The organism is Photobacterium kasasachensis, assembly GCF_050336885.1.
GTDB classification, from domain to species: domain Bacteria; phylum Pseudomonadota; class Gammaproteobacteria; order Enterobacterales; family Vibrionaceae; genus Photobacterium; species Photobacterium kasasachensis.
In genome coordinates this window covers 374,996-389,698 of the sequence record NZ_JAKJSH010000007.1, presented here as the reverse complement: position 1 = coordinate 389,698, position 14,703 = coordinate 374,996, and the positions used below count along the sequence as shown (strand labels likewise).

The window sequence follows — 14,703 nt, the reverse complement described above, 5'->3', positions numbered from 1 at the left end:
TGTATGGAAGGGCTAACTCAGGCGCCGAGTTGATACCACGCCTGTTCAATGACATAGCACTCGCTAAAACTCTGGCATCAAGCAGCCATTACCGACGGAGCACCGCGACCCATCGCCCCAAGTTTAACAAGCTGGTCAGCGAGGCAGCGACATAGGTCAGCGCCGCCGCCTTGAGAATTTTCTCCGCATGCTCCAGATCACCATCGTACAGGTAGCCGCCTTTCTGCAGGATCGGCAGAGCCTTGCCATAACTGGCATCGAACTCAACAGGAAGAGTCAACAGGTGCACCAGGGTACTTAGTGCCATTGAAACAATGCCAATCATTATCGTTATCGCTCCCGCTTGCGGCAGGCGGGTTAGCATTAGGACAAGCGGAGCAGCCACTAGCATCATTCCGGCAATACGCTCGCCGACCATGGCAGTCTTTACGAGTTTCTGCCGCGCCAGGAACAAGGACTCTCCACGTGAATCCTGAATGGCATGCCCCACTTCATGGGCGGCCACAGTCACTGCTGTCAGCGAGTATCCTGAGTAGTTGTCCGGCGTCAGACGCACAGCCTTAGCGACCGGATCATAGTGATCACCGGCAGAGGTCTCCTCTACCTCGACGTTACCTAAGCCGAAGCTGTCCAGCAGGTGGCGAGCAAGTTCACCACCACTTCCCTGCTTGCGGTAGCGATCAGCCGGCTGTCTGTACTTTTCCATCACATGCTTGACCCACAGGCCCGGCAGGAAGACGCAAATCGCGATTATGAGTAATATGACTATCCAGAACATTTAAATCAGTATGCCATGAGCAATTTTGTGACTACTAAATATTATACGCATAGAAATAAGCAGCAGATGCTGCCGACAATAGGCTGACTCGAAGATGGACACTTCTGAGTTACAGCTTTCGCTAAATTAGGCTTCCAAGGATAACATCAAGTATGGCAACGAACTCCAAGCACATACGGAAAAGCCCAAAGTTATTAGCTTTGGGCTTTTCTTCTAGCAAACTTGGTTACGACAAACCGAGGCTTACAATGTCATGTGCAGAATTGGAAATGGTTTACCCATATCATCGAGTGGTGAACGTGAAGCAACTTTAAAACCCATATATTCGTAAAAACCTACAGCTAATGGATTTTGCTCATTCACGTCTACTTTAGTCGCACCTAACTGCTCAATGGCGTATTGCAGAAGTACTTTACCTATACCCTGACCTCTAGCTTCATTTGAGACAAATAACATTTCAACCTTTGAATCGTGGATGCCCAAAAATCCAAGAATTGAGCCGCTAGTACTCTTTACACATCTCAGAGTTACTGCTGGAAAGGCTTGCTCAATGATAATTGGTTTAAAAAACTCAATATCTTCTTCTGTTATAAAGTCGTGAGTTGCTCGGACTGAATTTTCCCAAACATCAAGCATTTCTGCGTAATACTCAGGAAGCACATTTTCTACAATCATTGTGTTTTCTCTAAAGTTGACTGAAATTCATGTGCAGCCGCGAGCGCGTATTCTAGCCTTAGAGGATATTTTGTGTCCAGAAGTTAAGTGGTCATACTGCTAGCATGAGAAGAGCCGCTGAAGTATAGCAAAGTCAATCATGCGATTGGACTTGCCGCTACGTGTAAACAAACTTCGGGGGCAGAAGCGTGTTACGTCCTTCAGTTACAGCACGTCCCTGGACACTTATGTGCTAGTGACTTTATTAATTAGCAATCGCTTGATGGCTTTTATCTTTCAATAACCAACCGCTTCGATCCTTTTGTACTTACTTAGCTTACCCCACAAAGATCGTTTACCAAGTACGTCGAAGCAGAAAACATAACCTTATGATTTAATTTGTTTCTCCCAAAAATGACTGAAAAAAAGGCTGAAAAATGATTGACAGTTCAAATCCCCCTCCCTAATATCGGCACCACTGACCGCACGGTCAGTCAGTATAGGGCAGTATTATGGATAAACGAGACGAAATCATTGAAGTCGCAACTCGGCTTTTCGCTGAAAATGGGTTTGAAAGCACACCCATCTCGGCTATATGTAATGAAGTGAATATTTCAAAAGGCCTAGTTTTTCATCATTTCAAAAATAAGAATGAATTACTAAGGGAAGTATTTATCCATATTACTCAGATCATTGAAGAATCGGATAAAAGTGCTGAACATTTTGCTGAGTCAGAATGCAGAATGGAAGCTCTAATCGATTCTATCTTTGACGGAATGGCAGTGCCTGAACATAGAAAAATTTATCAGTTTAATTTCAGTGTAATGGTTCATCCGACAACTAGAGCAATTGTGTTGGATTTAATCAACGAAAGGTACCAGGCTTTACAAGCCTCGACAGAAGAGGTATTCCGCACTCTGTCTCATCCTAACCCAGAAGTGGTGACAAAAATGTTCATTGCTGAGGTCGATGGAATTGCGATGAATTACTTACTTAATGATGACTTCCCATTAGAAGCTATCAAAGCAGAATTTATCAAGAAATATAGCTAATAATCGATGTGTCACGCATACATAACTATGCGTGATTTTTTTAAAGCTGATGACTGACTGCACGGTCAGTCAGTCACTGTTTACTAGGAGCAACACACTACAACCATAGTTACTGTAGAGAAGAAAAACATTATGACTAGAAACAAGATCTTAAGAGAAAACCCACAAGAATCATTCATTTGCGCATCATGTGGCATGGGCGTGGCACCAATACAATTTGGCGGGCAACACAGAAACCATTGCCCTCACTGTTTAAGCAGTGTGCATATGGATATTAAAGCGGGTGACAGACGATCAAGTTGCCGAGGAGTGATGGAGCCTATCAGTATCTATGTACAAAAGAATAAAGAGTGGTCACTGATTCATAAGTGTTCCAAATGCAACACGATACGGACGAACAGAATTGCAGCAGACGATAACGAGATGTTACTCGTTGCCATGGCGGCAGAGCCGCTCATGTCATTGCCATTCCCTTCAAAAAGCGTGTTGTCGAATTTAAAAGAAATCAGTATCAGCAGAGGTGGTGAAGATGTGTTCAAATAATACAATGATTTGCCGTGTTATTGAGAAACATTCAAATACATACAAAGTACAAACGAGCAATGGCGTGAGCATCGCAAGACTCAAGGGCAGCTATTCTTTCTCAATCAACAGTAAAGACGAATTACCCTGTGTTGGTGACTGGGTTGAAGCAAAAGATGACGGCAGTATCGTACTTATTGAACGCATTCAGAGCCGAAAAAGTGTCGTGTGTAGAAAAGCTTCTGGGGAGGCGACAGTTCAGCAGCCTATCGCCGCAAACGTGGATTACGTCATCATTGTTTTAGGTGTTGATGGCGGAAGAAACTATTCGGACCGTTTGCTAGAAAGGCTGTTAACCATCGCATGGAACAGCGGTGCGACACCATTAGTTATTTTGAATAAGTCAGATCTTAATGATAAGGCCGAATTAATTAAAATGCAGGCCGAAACCATCGCCCTTGGGGTCGATATTATTAACTGCAGTGCAATGGATGGTACCGGAATTGATGAGCTACTTTCGTATTTAAGTAACGGTAAAGTGGGTGTATTTATTGGTCCTTCTGGAGTGGGTAAATCAACCCTAACCAATTCACTATTGCGCCATGCGGTACAAACTACCAATAGACTAAGAATACAAGACATGAGAGGTCGCCACACCACAACCGGCTCGTATTTGTTCGAGTTAGAAAGTGGCGGATTTATCGTTGATTCTTCCGGAATTAAAGAAGTCCAAGCTTGGGCTACTAACGAAGATGTGGACTCGGTCTTTGATGAAATTTCATCCATCTCACACGAATGTAAGTACAGAGATTGTCAGCACCAAGGTGAGCCTGGGTGTGCCGTCCAGCAAGAGTTAGAGACAGGAAATATCACTCCTGAGCGCTATGACAGCTACTTAAATTTAAAACAAGAACTTGCGTTCTTAGATAGAAGAAAAAAAGAAAAAAACACCTATGCTGAGCGACAGTATGATAAAGCGTTTAGCAAGATGGTTAAAACCACATCAAATAGAAAAGGGCTTGTACGTCAAGCAATGCAATGAACCCAAAAATAGATAGTTTAGATATGAAAACACCATACGAAATACAATTTGAAGCATTTAACTCAGATGATTTTTACACTGAAGCGCATGCAAAACTGTATGCTCAATTTGCGGAAAATCTAATCGCAGAAGGTAACTATTCCATCGTGTACAAAGGTGTCGCACACGCATGTTACACACCAATCATTATTGATGAAGCCCCTAACCTGAAATGCTTTGTATTAGCACCATTAGCAGTATTACCAGAACACCAAGGTAAAGGTTACGCTACACAACTAATGGAGAAAGCAGAAAGCGAGTTGGATGCTGATGTAATCTTCGTTTTAGGTGATCCAAAACACTATGCTCGACGCTTCAATACTAAGCATAACGTAGCATTGCCTGTCGGTTCTGATGAATCACCAGATTTCTGGTTTGCTCGAGAGTTAACTCAAGGTGCATTAGATGGTATCGGCAAATCATCATCGAGCATTAAAGGTGTATTCGCTGACCCAATTATGTGGAGCAATCCAGACGACCAAGTTTAAATTCTGTAAAGGTAAATTTTTGTCTAAAACACTATTTAGTATTGTATAAATCCGTGCTTGATGCCGAGAGGAACAAGCACAATTTCAAAACCAACCATGAGGAAAAATTTAAAAATACACGGAGAAATCCTTTGAATATATCAAAACAAGAACAGCGCGTACTTCATACACTTGCGATGGGCGGAGAGATCCGTCATTACCTAGATGAAGATGGAAAGCTAACGGAGATAACCTGCTTTACTCGCGAAGGTTATGGTTTATCTAACTGCACAATGGATGTATTTAGAAAACTAAAAAGAAAGAAAATGATTAGCTCAAAGAGCGGGCAACCTTATCGAATAACACATTTGGGAGCTACTTTTGTTCAAGCTCAAATGAATCAGAGATAATGTCCATTTGATTTTCACCATTAAGTTGCCCTGAATTCACTGTTGTACCTTGAACTTGAATAAACACAGGCTGTATTTGCAGCCTTTTGCTTTTCATTGCTAACAAGGTTTGGGGAAGAGACGAGTAAGAGCAACTTGTCTGATCTGGTTGCTGCATGTTTCCTAAAGTGACAGATTACATCTGGACTAATCCAGCTAATCCAGCTAATCCAGCTAATTCTTGTGAGGCAGTGTTTCGTCATCTCGAAGAGTGAGAACCTCATAGCCAGTACTCGTCACCAAAATAGTATGCTCTGATTGAGCCGACAGCTTCTTGTCTTGCGTGATGACAGTCCAACCGTCTTTTTTTGTTTTAACTTTGGCTGTACCTTGATTCACCATCGGTTCTATCGTAAAAACCATGCCCTCTTTGAGCTTGAGCCCTTGGTTTGGCAGACCGTAATGAAGTACTTGTGGATCTTCGTGCATCTCTTGGCCAATACCATGACCGCAGTATTCTCTTACAATACTGTAGCCATAGCGCTCGGCATATTGCTGGATAGCATGGCCAACATCGCCAAGTCGGGCTCCAGGTTTAACCTGTTTAATACCGGCCCACATTGCGTCATACGTGACTTTAACAAGCTTTTTTGCCAACGGTGTAGCATCTGGCATTACATACATTTTGCTGGAGTCGGCAATATAACCATCTTTTTCCAGCGTAATGTCCAGGTTAATGATATCTGTGCTTTTCAGTAACTGGTTTGTGTTGGGAACACCATGGCAGACGACTTCATTAATCGATGAGTTTAAAACAAACTGATAGCCATATTGACCTTTGCTTGCGGGGCGAGCATTCAACTCATTAACAATAAAGTTTTCTACCTTGTCGTTAATGTCCATGGTTGAGATGCCTGGCCTTACATACGAATCCAACATATGAAATGTCTGTGCAAGCAATTTGCCAGCGTTGCGCATTAAATCAATTTCGGTAGCCGATTTTATTTTCACACTATTATTCATTGGTGCTTCCTTTCTCACTCGTCGCTTTTGCCACTGAGACATCGGCTGATTTCATTAGTTCTGAGACGATCTGGTTGAACGATAGTTGCGGGTGAAGCTCAGCGAGCATGCCAATTCTTATCCAGAACTCTGCTTGTGAATTGATAGAACGAGACATAACAGAACTTGCTTTTCTTATCTCTTCATGAAGCTCTTCAGAAATCTTTACAATACCCATTGATAAATGAACCGTATATGAAACATATACGAATTGTATCTTCTGTTGTTGTGGAGTCAAGTACCAAGAGTTAAGTGACCCTCGACCAAATCAGCCAGTTGCTGTTGTCTGGCCAAATAGAAGGGTCATTTGCGGAACAAAAATGAGTTAGTAGTTACATTCTATGTTGAAAGCGTGCACTCAGAGGTGCTCACCATCAAAAGAATAGTGTTTTTTTGTCAATTATAAATAGTCCAACTCTTTAAATTGATATAAAGTAGCCGCTCAAATTTCTATTAAAATCAGAATTATGAGCGACGTATTTAAAACACTATTGAACTTGCGCTCTCTGCGCGCTGCTGCACGAGAAGAATTTACTCTAGAACAACTTCAAGAAGCGCTGGAAAAACTACAGACTGTGGTTGCTGAGCGTGAAGAAGCGGAAGCGGAATCTCGTCAGGCCGAGAAAGAAAAAGAACACAAATTAAACGCATACCGTGAAATGCTGATTGCTGATGGTATCGACCCAGAAGAGTTGCTGGCAACGCTAGCTGATACGCCTAAAAAATCTAAGCGTGCGCCTCGTCCAGCCAAGTATAAATACACTATTGATGGTGAAGAGCGTACCTGGACTGGCCAAGGTCGAATGCCTGCCCCAGTGAAACACGCTATCGATAATGAAGGAAAATCTCTGGAAGATTTTCTGATTTAATCGCTATATAGCCCCGTTTTTCGGGGCTGTATTTTTTGGCCTATTGCAGCTTTATCAATACACCGTCGGGTTTCCATTCAGTTCCAATTCACGTTTATATATAGCTTCGCGCAAAAAACGGACGAAGACACGTACCCGCTCTGTTGTCAGCAAGTCTGGGTGAGTCAGAATCCAGCAAGGGGAGGATTTCAATTTTGTTTGCCCCGGAAGTCGAACTAAAGACGGCTCTTTATCGCCAATAAAACAAAATAGAATTGAACATCCAAGTCCTGCTTTCACCGCTTGAAGGTGAGCTGATGGTTCATAAATACAGTGTTTCACTCTACAGTTGGAAAAGGGCGTTTCATTATGCCATTTGGCCATCTCTTTGTTATTGGATATCCATCCCACCCAATGCCCCGTTGGCTCGGCTCCAATAAATCGGTGCGTTTCAATATAATCTGGTGTGGCGTAAACCGCGCTTGCGATATCAGGTATCCGATGTCCTATTAAATAATCATCAGGAGCTTGTTGAATACGGATAGCAACGTCCGCATCATGTCGGCTTAAGTTTGCTATCTCATAGCTAGCATTAATTTGAATATCAATATCCGGATAAAGGGCTGTAAACTCGGCAACACACGGTATCAATAAATTCTGCACGATATGAGGTATTGCAGATATGCGGATTGGACCCGCCAGAGACGTATTCCGGCCAAAGACTTCTCGTTGCATACTTAGGATTTCAGACTCAATCCGTTCTGCTCGCACAACCATGGCCTCACCGATTTCAGTTAATATAAAACCTTCAGGTTGTCGAATAAAGAGCTTACATCCAAGCTGATCTTCCATTGCCTGTAACCGACGTGAGACTGTTGAATGGCTGACCTTCATAAGTCGGGCTGCAGCTCTCACAGAGCGGCCTCGGAAAATGGCTAAAAAAACACGTAAATCATCCCACTCAAAATGCTTCATTGTAGTGTCATCTCTTGGTTTGGCTGGTGGTGCAAAAATGGAACGAGAAACCGCAATTATAGCTAGTTCCGCATCACTTATGAAGATTGTAAGATTCTAGTGTAAATAAGGCTTGCTAATAAAATGAATGAAATAGCGAATTGTGACTTTTTATTGGTCCTCTAATAGTCAGAAAGGAATGATATGAAAATAGCAGTACTTGGTGCGACAGGCCTTTTAGGTCGCCACGTTGTGAAAGAAGCCCTTTCCAGAGGCATTGATTTAAAAGTACTTGTACGTGATCCATCAAAATTGGGCGACCTTCAAAATCAGGTTGAAGTTGTACAAGGGGATTATTTTAACTCTGAAGACCAGGCCAGCACCCTTGAAGGTGTGGATTTGGTGGTTAGTACGATAGGCCCACCTCCTGTGCGAAAAGGCAGTCCGAAGGTTGAGGCCTATGGTGATTCCATGCGGTCATTGGTTAAGGTAATGAAGCAAAATGGCTTAACGCGTATTGTAAATGTGGCTGGTGCAAGCGCTTCTTACCCTGGAGAAAAGATTGTATTTTCCCGTAAGTTGATGCGACTAATGATGCATTTCATGGTGCCTGCTATTACACCGGCGAAAGAGCTAGAGATTGAAATCTTGAGGTCTTCTGGTCTAGCTCATACTACGGTGCGTCCGCCAATGATTGCCGAAGGAGTAAAAGGTTACTTAAAAAGCTCTGAAACAGATCCTCAGGGAATGAAAGTGGATGCCGCGCAGCTAGCAGCTTATATGTTAGATGTCATCGACAAACCAGAATGGCATGGCAAATTACCTTTTGTTGCTACGAGTAACTAAGTTACCTCTGTTTGAACCGTTGCTAGAGTTAAGGGCACTCAGAATTCGTAGTGTCCTTAATCATATTCGACATAGGTCGGTGGTTGGTTTTGCTAAAGAAAACCATAGTGATTGATTACTGCTTACCGAATTTCTCTTTTACATTCAGGATCATCTTACGATTGATCCGTTTAACCAGCTCAATCTCTTCTTCTGTGATCCCTTGAGTAAGAGTGTCATTCCAGTCAGCAATAATATTCAGTAGTTGAGGTTTCAATGATAGCGCTTTGTCGGTTGGGTAAACCAACTTCGACCTGGCATCGTTTGGGTTACGCTCACGGGTGATCAGCCCTTTACTGTCAAGTTGCTTCAGTACTCGAGTGGCCATTGCTTTATCGACTTGAACTTTATTCACCAACTCTTCCTGAGAAAGCCCCTGCTCGCTGTACAGCTCCATAAGAAATGGCAGCTGCGAAAAGCTAACATCAAGCTGCTCCAGAAGATGGCTGACGGTCTTTAATTCCTGCCTGTACAGAATGGACACAAGCCGGCTTACCGGGTCTTTCCTCGATTTCAATTTACTGTCCTTTACATGCTAGTTAGTTGACATGTCAATCAATTGCTGGTGCAATAAGGTTGACTTGTCAACTAATTTGCCTGTTGGTTTGGTCCGAGCCGACCATTAGGGTTTCAGCCCGGGTACTGATAAGAGGGTATAGTACTGCTCTGGCCCGGTAAAACAACATCTTCCTGATACAAAAGGCCACTGAATATGAATAAATTAACGAATCCAATGCTACTGTCTGCTCTGGTCGCATCAGCATTTAGCTCCGTATTATTAGCAACAGAAAGTGACTTAAACTCAGTTGCTTATATCAATGGCAATATCTATACAGGAGCGGAAAAGCCCGAATATGTTCGATCACTGATCATCACTGACGGCGTCTTCACTTACGTTGGCAATGATGCTTTGCAAGAGATCAAGTCTCCTGAAAAAACCAAAATTGTCGACCTTCAGGGAATGACGGTAGTGCCCGGGTTGTACGACAGTCATATTCACCCGGTTGGAGCTGGCGAAAAGCTGTTGTTTGAGTGTAGCTTTCCTCAAGAAGCGGGGTTGGATGAGATCCTGAGCGCGGTGAAAGGCTGCGTTAGTACTATCCCGCAGGGAAGCTGGATTGTAGGGGGGAGCTGGGGAGCGGAGCTATTCACTCGGGCCAGTGCTGAGACGTTGGCCAAACTGGACAAGGTGTCGAACGGGCGCCCGGTGGTATTGACGGACTTCAGTCATCACAATGTATGGGCAAACAGTGCAGCGATGGCACAAGCCGGGATCTCGCAGGATTATGTTAAACAGTATGGTGAGTTAGTTAAAACCGATACCGACGGCTCGTTAACCGGCTTCTTTATCGAACAGGCCGGAGAAGGTATTCATCAGGCGATTCCTGCCCGCAGTGACAATGACTATAAAATGGCGGCACATAGAGCCATCACTGAGCTCAATAAAGTCGGCATTATAGGTGTAAAAGACTCATACGTTTTTGAGAAAGAGTACAAAGCCTGGAAGCAGCTGGATGACGCAGGAATGCTTACGGCTAATGTTGCTCTGTCATGGGGCTGGCCAACAGCGAGTAACCTTACTCAGGCGCAAAAGCAAAAGGCCTTTGAGAAAATGGTCAAGCCGAGCTCCGGACACCTTAATGCCAAGTTTGCCAAGATGACACTAGACGGTATTCCACCGACTAAAACAGCGGCGATGCTGGCCCCCTATAACCCCGGGGAGATAAAGATACTCGGCACACTGAACTACTCAGAAACCTTGCTGGCGACAAATCTAATGTGGCTCGATAAGAATGGCTTCACGACTCAGGTGCATGCGGTAGGTGATCGTGCGGCACGTACCATGCTCAATGCTGTTGAGAAAGTTCGCCAAGTGCAGGGTGATTCAGGGTTAAGGCATGAGATCGCCCATGCATGCATTGTTGACCCTGCAGATATTAAACGCTTTTCCGAGCTGAATGTTGTGCCAAACTTCTCGCCCATTTTTTGGTATCCGAGCCCAATTCAGAGCGGGCTGGAGATGGTGCTCGGCAAAGAACGCGCCACCCGTAACTGCGAGATGAAAACCTTGACTGAGAATGGCTCTTTGCCAACGGGCGGTTCAGACTGGCCAGTGTCGGCTGATGTTAACCCCTGGAAAGCGATGGAGTCGATGGTGACGCGTAAAGATCCGAACGGCCAGAGACCGGATGAGACACTTTGGCCAGAGCAACGCATTACCATTGAGCAGGCCATACAGATGTATACGATCAACGGCGCAATGGCCCAACGCATCGATGATAAAAGTGGCTCGATTGAAGTCGGAAAATCGGCAGATATGCTGATACTCAGCCAGGATGTGTTCAATATTACGCCGGATCGTATCGGCGAGACTGAAGTGCAAGAAACTATCTTTGAGGGAAAAACAGTTTACTCGCACAAATAGCGTTTAGGTGTAAGAGGCGCTATTCAGCGCCTCTGAATGTTTTTGAATTAAAGATGAGTTAGATGTGATCTAGGCGGATGTGACTATTTCTTAGATCATCACGCGTAATGCCCTTACCATCATTCATCGTATTAAACTGGCGTAATAGCCCGGCAAGAGCATGAATAGAAGCCAGTAGATCACCCGTGTGGGCAGATTCTGACGATGTATGCATGTTACGAATTGGGTACCCAATGGTGATTGCCGCACTATCAACGCCGGCTAACGCAGCTGCCATACCATCGGTACCCATATCACGACCAGAGAAGTCTAACTGGTAAGGAATATCTTGCTCACGACAGACATTTTCTAAAGATTGAACTAAAAACTCTGAAATGACAGAGCCACGGCCAATGGTAAAGCCATCACCCATCTTAAGTGGGTTCATTTTACGGTTACCAATTCCCGGTGCTGCTTCGTAGTCATGATTTACATCAGTAGCAATTAATACGTCTGGCTTAAGCTCACCCACTAACTGTGTAGATCCAAACCGGCCAATCTCTTCATGGGTGGCAATGGTATAAAGGACACGAACATTATCAAGACCTTCTTCTGCCACTAAACGTGCAATTTCTGTAACAGAGAAACAACCCAGACCATTATCTAAGTAAGCACCATAAAAAGTATCCTGAGATACACCATGCTTAATTGGGCGGTCTAAAAGAATCGGGTCACCCGGGCGTAGCCCTAAAGCCTCAACTTGTGCTTTACGATCTTTGCCATAGGTGTGCAGCTCCAGATAAATTGATTCTGGCTTGATACCTTGTTCACCTGTGCGCTGAGCTGGAGTGGAGAAGTGAATCGCACCCAGAGCTTCAACAGTGCACCCTTCGATCACTTTGAACTTACCTGCTTCATCCGGGTGCTGGCAAAATACTTTGACTTCATGACCAATCAGAGTTGTAGGCAAGAAAGAATCGGTGTTAATCCATACTTTACCGTCGTCATCAATTTTGCGTACCTGCATGCGGATTTTGTCAGCGTGGCCAACAATCATCACGCTTACAAGATCATCACGACCAGGATGCGAATCAAAAACTAACCCTGCATTCCCTTTAAACTGATGAATTCCCCATCCGGCTGGCATAAAAGATTCAAATTCAGGTTTAATAACGCCATAGCTCATTGCGGCTTCAAAACCAATTGGCGAAGGCGAGGCCAGTACCTTCTTCATAAACTCAAATTGGTCGTGCGGCATAGTGTTTTGCCAAGCGTGTTTTTGTTCCGTGCTGTTCTCTAAACTCATTATTTAGCCCTTTCAATCTATTTAGGTGCAAAGCAATCTTACTGCCAATTTTCCATATGCCAGTATTTTGATATGGAAATTTACCATAGAAGAAAGCCGTTAACCTAAAGCTTGTTATGCTTAATTGAGAGCAAGAGTCATCTATTTGTGATCTGCTTCATCAAAGTGGCGTATTGGTTATTACCAAGTGTCGCCTTCCAAATAAACTATGTGCAACTTTCAATTTACTGGGCAGTCCCATGTGTGAAAGTTAGTTTAAGAAACGATTATCTCAAACTGCTAAGCGATGCTGCCATTTGCTGTTCGTACTTATCGAGCAGTTCGTATCGCTTACAGTACATTTTTCTCTTGGTACGATTTAGAGTGCTTAGATCTCTTCGAGTTATATCCAAAGGCAGTTTGAATCTATACTTGCTGTGTTTCTCCCCTTTTAGCTCAGTGCAAAAGGCGTCATAATCGAAAAATACTTTCTTGCGTTGTTTGTGGGTGCGAAAGCGTGACGCGCTGTAAACGTGCCCTTTGTTAGTGACGCAATAGACGTTCCTGATGCCAAAGTGTCTTGCAAACATCAACGTCAGCTCAACAATAAGCGCTTTAGGCCGCATTCCATGCTGAGCTTTTGTAAGGGACTTAATGATATCAGGAAGACTTTCTGTTTTTCCCCTTGAACCCTGTACGCAACCAATAAACAGATCTCTGTTTTCAGTAATATTGAATGTGGTGAAGTAAATATCTTGCGACAGTTCATTTGTTATTGCCAAACCTAGGCCACCTTCACGCCATTCCCCCATATAAAGACGCACATCGTAATTCTCGCTATTTTTACCCTGGATTGAAAACAGTTTGTATCCTTGCTCTGAGTAGACTTCCTTACACTTTTTACCAAGTTCGGTCGACATAAAGTTGAAGTGAGCATAAAGGTTTCTTAAGCGAGTCTTTTTGTCCCAATCAGCGCACACATGAGGGTGCATTGGTTGATCGTAGATTTTTGGTCTGAGCTTAAAAAGTTCTCTTATGTTCTTGTCATTCTGCATTGATTGCATAGCTTTTGCCGTTCCAGGACTAGCTATATACCGAAAACAGAACCTACATTGATCTCTGTAAACGCTGTATTTTTTTTGGGGCCCATATATTGTTTTAGAAATACTGTATAACGTCTTTAGCTTCATCAATGATTCCATATTTATAATTATTAATGCTGCAGGGAATTATGCTGAAGAGATATAAAAGCTACTGTATGGGTTTGTGTGAGTTTGTCAGAAATGTCATTACAATTTGGAACTTCGCAGTTTCGGTATCCATTCGCTCCCCCCCAGCCTCAGTATATTGGGGGGAGCGTCTGAGCACTTGGATCCTAATGCTTGCGACTATGTTCCGTTGCGCATGCTGTTGATGATTTAAGGTTATGTTTTATTTGGCAAGCTCGGCGGCGGTGTCGACAAAGATGCCCTGAATATCATTTGCTTCACGTTCAGTTTGTCCGCCGTGCTTAAGAAATGCCTCGATAATGGCCTGGGTCTTCTCTTCTTTTGCGCGCTCCAGGAAGTAGCGCAATTCCAATTCCGCACCTGCATTTTCATCTTTGATTGATGCCTCGATGATCGCTTTGTACATCACGATATCTCGAACTTCTAGCTGGCTAATCACCCCAAGTGTTTGAGCCAGGAAGGTATCCATTTCTGCCTTCGGGACATACTGGGTAATAATGTTCAATATTTCTGCCTGTTGGGCGGTAAAGTCATTACCAAGAAGCAATGCTTGTAGTGCCTTGTTTTTACCCATTCGTCTTGCAAAATGTACCGCACCCTGGCCGCCAGTCGGGATGTTGACGTGAATTTCAGGCTGGGCAAAAGCGGCAGTTTCTGTGCCGTATGCCAAGTCACACGCCATGACGAACTCATTACCGCCCCCTCGAGCTACACCGTCTACCACAGCCACAGAGACCTGCTTCATTGCTTTAATGTTGGCAATCATGTGATTGAATTCGATAGATGCTGCCTGGCCACCTTGAGTACCGTTGATCACATGCAAATCTAAGTGAGCCAGGAAGAACTTTTCGCGGAGTGATTTGAATACCACCACTTTTGTATCGCGGTTATCTTTTAGCGATAGCACGAACTCGTTGATTTCGTTTATCAGTTCAATCGTCAGAACATTCACTGGCGGATTATTGATAGCGACTGTTGCGATGCCGTTGTTGTGGGTAATCGATAGTGTGTTCATGGAATCTTCCTCACTTGAGTAAATGGGCTCTGTCAGTTCAAGCCCTCAATGTGTGGTTACTATAGGAGTATTATAGGT

Annotated in this window: 17 protein-coding genes; 8 read left to right on the top strand and 9 right to left on the bottom strand. The window is 43.8% G+C overall.

The genetic code is table 11. The features are described from left to right. Window positions 1-88: 88 nt before the first annotated feature. Window positions 89-778 carry a zinc metallopeptidase gene (locus L4D19_RS11590; RefSeq protein ID WP_428452594.1) on the bottom strand — a complete coding sequence of 230 codons (690 nt, stop codon included), beginning with the start codon at window positions 776-778 and terminating at the stop codon, window positions 89-91. A 243-nt stretch (window positions 779-1,021) separates the two neighbouring features. Further along, complete coding sequence (locus tag L4D19_RS11585; protein ID WP_428452593.1) at window positions 1,022-1,453, bottom strand: GNAT family N-acetyltransferase; 432 nt, start codon at window positions 1,451-1,453, stop codon at window positions 1,022-1,024. 491 nt (window positions 1,454-1,944) lie between these two features. Here L4D19_RS11585 and L4D19_RS11580 point away from each other — a divergent pair, with 491 nt between their 5' ends. The 5 genes from L4D19_RS11580 to L4D19_RS11560 all read left to right on the top strand — a co-directional run bounded on the left by L4D19_RS11580 (window position 1,945) and on the right by L4D19_RS11560 (window position 4,964). Beyond that, window positions 1,945-2,484 (top strand): TetR/AcrR family transcriptional regulator, encoded by a 540-nt coding sequence (locus tag L4D19_RS11580; protein ID WP_428452592.1) that lies wholly within the window; start codon window positions 1,945-1,947, stop codon window positions 2,482-2,484. 132 nt (window positions 2,485-2,616) lie between these two features. Next, the gene (locus L4D19_RS11575; RefSeq protein ID WP_428452591.1) at window positions 2,617-3,027 is read left to right on the top strand and encodes an RNHCP domain-containing protein; all 411 of its coding nucleotides are present in this window, start codon (window positions 2,617-2,619) and stop codon (window positions 3,025-3,027) included. Then, on the top strand, window positions 3,014-4,048 hold the full coding sequence (rsgA, locus tag L4D19_RS11570; RefSeq protein WP_428452590.1) for a ribosome small subunit-dependent GTPase A: 1,035 nt from the start codon (window positions 3,014-3,016) through the stop codon (window positions 4,046-4,048). Before L4D19_RS11575 ends, rsgA begins: the two co-directional genes overlap by 14 nt. A 23-nt stretch (window positions 4,049-4,071) precedes the next feature. Beyond that, a complete protein-coding gene (locus L4D19_RS11565; RefSeq protein ID WP_428452653.1) occupies window positions 4,072-4,575 on the top strand; it encodes a GNAT family N-acetyltransferase in 504 nt (167 codons plus the stop codon). Window positions 4,576-4,706: 131 nt separating this feature from the next. Then, window positions 4,707-4,964 carry a YjhX family toxin gene (locus L4D19_RS11560; protein WP_428452589.1) on the top strand — a complete coding sequence of 86 codons (258 nt, stop codon included), beginning with the start codon at window positions 4,707-4,709 and terminating at the stop codon, window positions 4,962-4,964. Window positions 4,965-5,177: 213 nt separating this feature from the next. On the opposite strand, the gene map is transcribed toward L4D19_RS11560, so the two are convergent. After that, on the bottom strand, window positions 5,178-5,966 hold the full coding sequence (gene map, locus L4D19_RS11555; protein ID WP_428452588.1) for a type I methionyl aminopeptidase: 789 nt from the start codon (window positions 5,964-5,966) through the stop codon (window positions 5,178-5,180). Next, on the bottom strand, window positions 5,959-6,183 hold the full coding sequence (locus tag L4D19_RS11550; protein ID WP_428452587.1) for a ParD-like family protein: 225 nt from the start codon (window positions 6,181-6,183) through the stop codon (window positions 5,959-5,961). Before L4D19_RS11550 ends, map begins: the two co-directional genes overlap by 8 nt. A 289-nt stretch (window positions 6,184-6,472) precedes the next feature. On the opposite strand from L4D19_RS11550, the gene L4D19_RS11545 reads away from it, so the two are divergent. Next, complete coding sequence (locus L4D19_RS11545; protein WP_075765175.1) at window positions 6,473-6,874, top strand: H-NS family histone-like protein; 402 nt, start codon at window positions 6,473-6,475, stop codon at window positions 6,872-6,874. 54 nt (window positions 6,875-6,928) lie between these two features. Here L4D19_RS11545 and L4D19_RS11540 read toward each other — a convergent pair whose 3' ends face one another. Beyond that, window positions 6,929-7,828, bottom strand: a complete 900-nt coding sequence (locus L4D19_RS11540; protein ID WP_428452586.1) for a LysR family transcriptional regulator — start codon at window positions 7,826-7,828, stop codon at window positions 6,929-6,931. 183 nt (window positions 7,829-8,011) lie between these two features. Between L4D19_RS11540 and L4D19_RS11535 the strand changes: the two genes are divergently transcribed. Next, on the top strand, window positions 8,012-8,653 hold the full coding sequence (locus L4D19_RS11535; protein ID WP_428452585.1) for an NAD(P)-dependent oxidoreductase: 642 nt from the start codon (window positions 8,012-8,014) through the stop codon (window positions 8,651-8,653). A 115-nt stretch (window positions 8,654-8,768) separates the two neighbouring features. Here the strand turns inward: L4D19_RS11535 and L4D19_RS11530 are convergent, their stop codons facing one another. Further along, window positions 8,769-9,209: a MarR family winged helix-turn-helix transcriptional regulator gene (locus tag L4D19_RS11530; protein WP_428452584.1), complete on the bottom strand. Its 441-nt coding sequence runs from the start codon at window positions 9,207-9,209 to the stop codon at window positions 8,769-8,771. Window positions 9,210-9,404: 195 nt separating this feature from the next. Between L4D19_RS11530 and L4D19_RS11525 the strand changes: the two genes are divergently transcribed. Further along, window positions 9,405-11,117 carry an amidohydrolase gene (locus L4D19_RS11525; protein ID WP_428452583.1) on the top strand — a complete coding sequence of 571 codons (1,713 nt, stop codon included), beginning with the start codon at window positions 9,405-9,407 and terminating at the stop codon, window positions 11,115-11,117. Window positions 11,118-11,175: 58 nt separating this feature from the next. Here the strand turns inward: L4D19_RS11525 and L4D19_RS11520 are convergent, their stop codons facing one another. From L4D19_RS11520 to L4D19_RS11510, 3 genes are all read right to left on the bottom strand, one after another. Further along, window positions 11,176-12,402: a M20/M25/M40 family metallo-hydrolase gene (locus tag L4D19_RS11520; RefSeq protein WP_428452582.1), complete on the bottom strand. Its 1,227-nt coding sequence runs from the start codon at window positions 12,400-12,402 to the stop codon at window positions 11,176-11,178. A 266-nt stretch (window positions 12,403-12,668) separates the two neighbouring features. Next, window positions 12,669-13,571, bottom strand: coding sequence for a VirK/YbjX family protein (locus tag L4D19_RS11515; protein WP_428452581.1), 903 nt, complete (start codon window positions 13,569-13,571; stop codon window positions 12,669-12,671). Between the two features lie 241 nt (window positions 13,572-13,812). After that, window positions 13,813-14,625: an enoyl-CoA hydratase/isomerase family protein gene (locus tag L4D19_RS11510; RefSeq protein WP_428452580.1), complete on the bottom strand. Its 813-nt coding sequence runs from the start codon at window positions 14,623-14,625 to the stop codon at window positions 13,813-13,815. Window positions 14,626-14,703: the final 78 nt, after the last annotated feature.